The following is a 4,652-nucleotide window of genomic DNA, read 5'->3' on the forward strand; positions in this document are numbered from 1 at the left end:
CGCGGCGCGGCATGCTCACGGTCGGCATCGCCGGCTACGACGGCGGCAGGATGGCCGAGCTGGACAGCATCGACCACCTCTTCGTCGTGCCGTCGCCGTCGGTGCACCGGATCCAGGAAGCACAGACCACCATTTACCACGCACTGTGGGAGCTGACCCATGACCGCATCGACGGACACCACGCCGCACGCGCAGTCCACTGAGGACGAGGACGTCGTACACGTCCTGTGGATCAACGCGGGCCTGAGCTGTGACGGGGACTCGGTGGCGCTGACCGCGGCGACGCAGCCGAGCATCGAGGAGATCGTGCTGGGCGCCCTGCCGGGGTTGCCGAAGGTCGCGGTGCACTGGCCGTTGATCGATTTCGAGTGCGGGCCGGAGCAGGGGGCGGACAGTTTCATCGAGTGGTGGCACAAGGCCGATCGCGGTGAGCTGGAGCCGTTCGTGCTCGTGGTCGAGGGCTCGATCCCGAACGAGGCGATCAAGAAGGAGGGCTACTGGTGCGGGTTCGGGAACAACCCGGAGACCGGTCAGCCCATGACCACGAGCGAGTGGCTGGACCGGCTCGCGCCCAAGGCACTCCTCGTGCTGGCCGTCGGCACGTGCGCGACCTACGGCGGCATCCACGCCATGGCGGGCAACCCGACCGGCGCGATGGGCGTGCCGGACTACCTGGGCTGGGACTGGAAGTCCAAGGCGGGCATCCCGATCGTGTGCGTGCCGGGCTGCCCGATCCACCCGGACAACCTGTCGGAGACCCTGCTGTACCTGCTCTACCAGGCGGCCGGGCAGGCGCCGATGATCCCCCTCGACGACAAGCTGCGACCGACGTGGCTGTTCGGCAAGACCGTGCACGAGGGCTGTGACCGCGGCGGGTACTACGAGCAGGGTGAGTTCGCCAAGGAGTACGGCTCGCCGAAGTGCCTGGTGAAGCTCGGCTGCTGGGGCCCGGTGGTCAAGTGCAACGTCCCGAAGCGCGGCTGGATCAACGGGGTCGGCGGCTGTCCCAACGTCGGCGGCATCTGCATCGGCTGCACCATGCCGGGCTTCCCGGACCAGTTCATGCCGTTCATGGACGCGCCGCCCGGGTCCCGGGTCTCCGCGACCGGCAGCAAGATCTACGGCACGGTGATGAAGAAGCTGCGGCAGATCACCGAGCGCAAGGCCGACCGCGAGCCGGAGTGGCGGTCGAAGGGCCGGACGCTGACCACCGGGTACCGCGCGGACTGGTGATGGGGTCGATGGCCGCGAGGGACTCGCTGGACCGTGCCCGCGAGGTCGCGGACGCCGTGCTGTACGAGGGTTATCTGCTGTACCCGTACCGCGCGTCGGCGACCAAGAACCGGCTTCGCTGGCAGTGGGGCGTGCTGATGCCGCCCGCGTTCGCCGACGGGGGTGAGCACGCGTGGTACCGGACCGAGCTGCTCGCCGAACCGGTCGCCGGCGCGGTCCTGCACGTGCGGGTCCGGTTCCTCCAGCTGCAGCGCCGGGTGGTCGAGGTGGGCCCCGACCACCACGCGGTGCCGTCGGTGACCGTGGCCGGCGTCGAGCACACCACCTGGGAGGAGGCGGTCGAGCGGGAGGTGGACGCGGAGTTGCGCCTGCCGGACCTCCTCGTCGGCGAGCTGGCGGTCCCGTTCGAGGTGCCCGGCGGCGAGGACGCGGAGCCGTTCGAGGGTGGCCGGGTGGCGCGCCGGCGTGCTCCGCTCAGGGGCGAGGTCCGCGTGGGTGCCGCCGCGTTGCCGGGTCCGTTCGGCGGGGTGCGGTTGACGCTGCGTGTGGCGAACCTGACCCCCGCGGTGGCGGACAGCCGGGACACCGCGCTGCGGCACGCCCTGATCGCCGCGCACACGCTGATGTCGTTGTCCGGCGGACATTTCCTGTCCGCCACGGACCCGCCGGAGTGGGCGTCGGCCTTCACCGCCGAGTGCCGCGGCGAACGAGCCTGGCCGGTGCTGGTCGGGGCGGACGACACCGTCCTGTGCACGCCGATCATCCTGCCCGACCACCCCGAGATCGCCGCGCAGAGCGCGGGGAACCTCTTCGACGGCACGGAGATCGACGAGATCCTGACCCTGCGGACCATGACGCTCACCGAGGAGGAGAAGCGCGAGGCCCGCGCCACCGACCCCCGCGCGGCCGAGCTGATCGACCGCGTGGACACCCTGCCGCCCGAGCTGCTGGACCGGCTGCACGGGACGATCCGGTACGTGCGCTCGGTGACGGGCGGCCCGCGACACCCGCCGCCCGAGCCGTCCGCGCCCTGGTGGGATCCCGGCGCGGACCGCACGGTGTCGCCGGAGACCGACACCGTCACCGTCGGCGGTGTGCCGGTCGGCAAGGGCTCGCGGGTACGGCTGCGGCCCGGCCGGCGCGCCGACGCGCACGACATGTTCCTCGCCGGCCGCACCGCGGTCGTGCGGGCCGTGTTGCTCGACGTCGACGACCGGTGGCATCTCGCGGTCACGGTCGAGGACGACCTGGGCGCCGAGCTCTACGCCGCCCACGGCCGGTACCGCTACTTCGGCGCCGACGAGGTCGAGCCGCTATGACCGTGCTGGTGGCCGGTGTCGGCAACATCTTCCTCGGTGACGACGGGTTCGGCGTCGAGGTGGCGCGCCGGCTGTCCACGGCGCCCCTGCCGGATTCCGTGCGGGTGGTCGACTACGGCGTGCGCGGCATGCACCTGGCCTACGACCTGGCGGGCGCCGCGCCGGAGCTGACGATCATCGTGGACGCCACCGCGCGGGGCGACCCACCCGGCACCGTGCACGTCGTCGACCTCGCGCTGCCGTCCACACCGGACGACTCGACACTGCTCGACGCGCACGGCATGCAACCGGACGTCGTGCTCGCGCTGGTCCGCCTGCTCGGCGCCGACCCCGGCCGGGTGCTGCTGGTCGGCTGCGAGCCGGCCGACCTGGCCGAGGGCATGGGGTTGAGCCCGCCCGTCGCGCGGGCGGTCGACACGGCCGTCCGCGTCGTGGTCCACCTGGCCGCGCACCACCCCTTCGCGTCGGATGAGGAGCTGACATGTGCCTTGGCATCCCTGGGGAAGTGATCGAGGTCCTGACCGACCGGCCGGACCTCGCCCGCGTCGACGTCAGCGGCGTCAAGCGGGCCATCAACATCGGGCTGCTGGCGGAGGAGGCGGTCGGGCCGGGTGACTGGGTGCTCATCCACGTCGGCTTCGCCCTGTCGAAGATCGACGAGGAGGAGGCGAAGGCGGCCATGGAGTTCCTCGAGAGCATCGGGAAGGCGTACGAGGACGAGATCGCCGCGTTGCGGGATTCCGAGATCCTCTAGGAGGGGACATGCGTTTCGTCGACGAGTTCCGGGACGCGGACAAGGCCCGCGCGCTGTCCGCCAAGATCACCGCCCTGTGTGAGCCCGGCCGGGAGTACAAGTTCATGGAGGTGTGCGGCGGTCACACCCACACGATCTACAAGCACGGCCTCGAGGACTACCTGCCCGAGAACATCACGCTCGTCCACGGGCCCGGCTGTCCGGTGTGCGTGATCCCGATGGGCCGCATCGACGACGCCATCCACATCGCACGCCAGCCGGGCGTGCTGATGACCTCGTTCGGCGACATGATGCGGGTGCCGGGCAGCGGCGGGAACTTCTTCGACTCCAACGCGGAGGGCACCAACATCCGGATGGTGTACTCGCCGCTGGACTCGCTGAAGGTGGCGCGGCAGAACCCGGACATGCACGTGGTGTTCATGGCCATCGGGTTCGAGACCACCGCGCCGTCCACCGCGATGACGCTGCTGCGCGCGGCGCGGGACGGCGTCGAGAACTTCTCCGTGTTCGGCAACCACATCACGATCATCCCCGCGATCAAGGCCATCCTGGACTCGCCGGACCTGCGGCTCGACGGCTTCATCGGGCCCGGGCACGTGTCCACGGTGATCGGCTGCCGGCCGTATGAGTTCATCGCGGCCGACTACGGCAAGCCGATCGTGGTGTCCGGGTTCGAGCCGCTGGACATCCTGCAGTCGATCTACCTGCTGATGCTGCAGCTGAAGGAGGGCCGCGCCGAGGTCGAGAACCAGTACTCGCGCGTGGTGCCGTGGGACGGCAACCCCACCGCCCTGCGGGTGATCGCCGAGACCATGGAGCTGCGGCCGTACTTCGAGTGGCGCGGGCTCGGGTTCATCTCGCACTCCGCGTTGCAGGTCCGGTCGAAGTACGCCGCGTTCGACGCGGAACTCCAGTACGACGTGCCCGGCGTCCGCGTGGCCGACCCAAAGGCCTGCCAGTGTGGCGAAGTGCTCAAGGGCGTGTTGAAACCGTGGGAGTGCAAGGTGTTCGGCACGGCGTGCACGCCCGAAACGCCGATCGGGACGTGCATGGTGTCGCCCGAGGGCGCTTGCGCCGCGTACTACAACTTCGGCCGGTTCACCCGTACCCGCGTCCGTGAGGCGAGCGTGTCATGACGTTCTCGACCAAGGAACAGGACGTTCTCGACCGGATCGAACGAGCCCGCAAGCGCCGGCCGAGGGTCAAGGAGGAGCGGATCACGCTGGCGCACGGCTCGGGCGGCAAGGCGACCCAGACGCTGATCGAGGCCGTCTTCCTGGACGCGTTCAGCAACCCGGTGCTGGAGCAGTTGGAGGACGGCGCCCAGCTCACGACTCCGGCGGGGC

The 4,652-nt window shown here is 70.4% G+C and carries 5 protein-coding genes and 2 pseudogenes; all 7 read left to right on the forward strand.

The features are described from left to right. Positions 1-203 (forward strand): annotated as a pseudogene (locus tag ACJ73U_RS47565) (hypothetical protein); the annotation flags it as partial. Beyond that, entirely contained in the window at positions 160-1,233 is a 1,074-nt protein-coding gene (locus tag ACJ73U_RS47570) for a hydrogenase expression protein HypE (RefSeq protein ID WP_407784419.1), read from the forward strand. The pseudogene ACJ73U_RS47565 and the gene ACJ73U_RS47570, both read left to right, overlap by 44 nt. 8 nt (positions 1,234-1,241) lie before the next feature. Further along, positions 1,242-2,552, forward strand: a complete 1,311-nt coding sequence (locus ACJ73U_RS47575; RefSeq protein WP_407784420.1) for a hypothetical protein — start codon at positions 1,242-1,244, stop codon at positions 2,550-2,552. Continuing rightward, complete coding sequence (locus ACJ73U_RS47580) at positions 2,549-3,061, forward strand: hydrogenase maturation protease (protein ID WP_407784421.1); 513 nt, start codon at positions 2,549-2,551, stop codon at positions 3,059-3,061. The genes ACJ73U_RS47575 and ACJ73U_RS47580 overlap by 4 nt, the downstream gene beginning before the upstream one ends. Then, positions 3,034-3,306, forward strand: coding sequence for a HypC/HybG/HupF family hydrogenase formation chaperone (locus ACJ73U_RS47585; protein WP_407784422.1), 273 nt, complete (start codon positions 3,034-3,036; stop codon positions 3,304-3,306). Before ACJ73U_RS47580 ends, ACJ73U_RS47585 begins: the two co-directional genes overlap by 28 nt. A gap of 8 nt (positions 3,307-3,314) precedes the next feature. Beyond that, the gene (gene hypD / locus ACJ73U_RS47590) at positions 3,315-4,442 is read left to right on the forward strand and encodes a hydrogenase formation protein HypD (RefSeq protein ID WP_407784423.1); all 1,128 of its coding nucleotides are present in this window, start codon (positions 3,315-3,317) and stop codon (positions 4,440-4,442) included. Beyond that, positions 4,439-4,652, forward strand: a pseudogene (locus tag ACJ73U_RS47595) (hydrogenase expression/formation protein HypE); the annotation flags it as partial. The gene hypD and the pseudogene ACJ73U_RS47595, both read left to right, overlap by 4 nt.

It is taken from the genome of Actinophytocola sp., assembly GCF_045807065.1.
Taxonomy (GTDB): domain Bacteria; phylum Actinomycetota; class Actinomycetes; order Mycobacteriales; family Pseudonocardiaceae; genus Actinophytocola.